Source organism: Corynebacterium sp. ACRQP, from assembly GCF_022345915.1.
In the GTDB taxonomy this organism is placed as follows: Bacteria; Actinomycetota; Actinomycetes; order Mycobacteriales; family Mycobacteriaceae; genus Corynebacterium; species Corynebacterium lehmanniae.
This window is the reverse complement of the sequence record NZ_JAKRMZ010000043.1, coordinates 1-2533: the sequence shown is the minus strand read 5'-3', so window position 1 is coordinate 2533 and position 2533 is coordinate 1. Positions and strand designations below refer to the sequence as shown.

Sequence of the window (2533 nt, the reverse complement as noted above, 5' to 3'; positions counted from 1 at the left end):
GCTTCTCGCTGATCTCATTGACCTTTGCCGGGTCATGGTTTTTCTTCGGTGACACCGTAGTCATTATCGGTGAAACTCCTTCTAGATCAGAGCCTCACACACAAACTTCCTGACACCCTCGAAGAACCCGGGCGACGCGTCGGAAGGCATCTTCGTCTACATGAATGAGCGCACCGATTACCCCAAGCTCGGCGATTCCCTGCAGGTCACCGGCAAGGTAAGCGAATACTACGAACAGACGCAGATCACAGCGGCAACAATTGTGACGCTTGCGGAGGCACTCGAGGCTCCAAAGGCCATCGAAATCGACGTTCTCCCCGCCGGCAACGACGCCCGCGAGCCGTACGAAGGCATGATCGTGCGCCCAAAGGGACCGTACACGGTGACCAACAACTACACACTGAACAAGCATGGCGAACTTGGACTCGCCCCCGGGAATCTCGCACACCGCACGCCTACCGACGTCACCACGCCTGGCGCCGAGGCACAGAAGCTGCAGGCAGAGCAGGATGCTGAGGTCGTTTACCTCGACGACGGTCGCACCCGCGATTACCTCCAATCTGACCAAAGCACGCCACTGCCGTACATCGCCACCTCGGATCAAGGCATTAAAACCATCCGCACCGGTGACCAAGTGGAGTTCCAGACCGACGTTGTGGTGGACTATTCATTTAGCCAGTGGCGCTTCCAGCCGCTGCAGCCGATCACCGGCAAGAACGCTACCGAAGAACTCCCCATCACGTGGGAGGATTCGCGCGCGAAGGCGTACACCGACATCGACAACGTTGAGGGCGATTACTCAATCGGCTTCTTCAACGTGTTGAACTATTTCTCGACCTTGGGCAAGGACGTGTCCAAGTGTGGGTCACACAGCAACATGTATGGTGACCCCGTTGCGGCCAAAAAATGCAAGGTCCGTGGTGCATTCACCCAAGAAGCTTTCCAAGATCAGCAGTCGAAGATCGTCACCGCTATCAACAAACTCGACACCGACGTACTCGGACTTTCCGAGATCGAGAACACCTACGGCGTGACCGGCGATAAAACTCGCCGGGACGAAGCACTGCAGAACCTGGTCGATGCACTCAACGAGAAGGAACCGGGCAAGTGGGATCTTGTGAAGTCCCCGCAGAAGCTGGGCACCGACGAAGATGTTATCCGCGTCGCGTTCATCTACCAGCCGGCAAAGGTGAAGCCGGTCGGAGAATCCATCATCTTCGATGACGACGCTTTCACAGGCACTGCGCGTCAACCGCTGGCCCAAGAGTTCGACACTGTCGGCAACGACGAGGACAAGAATTTTGTTGCGGTAGCGAACCACTTCAAGTCGAAGGGCTCACTGGCCAATGATGACAAGAAGAATGAGGACAAGGGTGACGGTCAGGGCAGAAACGCGGATGTCCGCACCGCGCAGTCCAACGCCCTTCTCAAGCACCTCGGCGAGCAAAACCAATGGGCCGACCTTCCGACCTTCCTGGTCGGCGACTTCAACGCATACACAATGGAAGATGCAATCACCGCGTTTAAGGACGCTGGTTTCAACATCGTCCACTCCGAGAAGGACTACGACCAAGCTTCCTACCAGTTTGACGGCCAGCTCGGTTCTCTTGATCACATTCTTGCGAACGATGTGGCCATGGATCTTGTGAAGGATTCCACTGTCTGGAACATCAACGGCGACGAGTCGGTTGCGTTCGAGTACTCGCGTCGCAAGTACAACGCCCAAGACTTCTTCGGCGACGGCGATGACCCGATTTACGGCTACGGCAACCCGTTCCGTTCCTCCGACCACGATCCTGTCAAGGTTGGTTTCGGCACCAAGCTCGAGGAGAAGGATGCCGACAAGTTTGCTCCAGAGGCAAGCGAGGACGTCACTATCACCCAAGGCGATGCTCTACCAGATGCGAAGACCACGGTGAAGGACGCTGTTCAGCTGCCGGAAGGCACGAAATTCGAGTGGACCAAGCCTGCGAACACCGACACTGTCGGCGACGACCAGGAAGGTGAGATCACCATCACTTACCCGGACGAGTCCGTGGATCATGTGAAGGTCGTTGTGAACGTGAAGCCGAAGGCTGAGGAGGAGAAGCCGCGCTACATCGTCAAGGCAGAAATCAACAACGACGGTGAACTCGTCGTCACCTACGACAACGGTGACACTGAAAACCTCGGGAACGTCAAGGGCGCTGACGGCGAGGACGGCGTCGACGGTCAGCCGGGTAAGGACGGTGCTAAGGGCGACCAAGGCGACAAGGGCGACCAAGGCGACAAGGGCGACAAGGGCCCGAAGGGCGACCAAGGCGACAAGGGCGACCAAGGCGACAAGGGCGACCAAGGCGACAAGGGCCCGAAGGGCGACAAGGGCGACACCGGCGCACCTGGCAAGGACGGCAGGGACGGCGCCGACGGTGCGCAGGGCCCGAAGGGCGACAAGGGCGACACCGGCGCACCTGGCAAGGACGGCAAGGACGGCGCCGACGGTGCGCAGGGCCCGAAGGGCGACAAGGGCGACACCGGCGCACCTGGCAAGGAC

At 58.7% G+C, this 2533-nt stretch carries 1 protein-coding gene; it reads left to right on the top strand.

Annotation, left to right across the window (positions count from 1 at the left end; translation table 11 throughout):
- Positions 1–85: 85 nt before the first annotated feature.
- On the top strand, positions 86–2533 hold a 2448-nt coding region (locus MHY23_RS11770), incomplete at its 3' end, for an ExeM/NucH family extracellular endonuclease (RefSeq protein ID WP_370645859.1).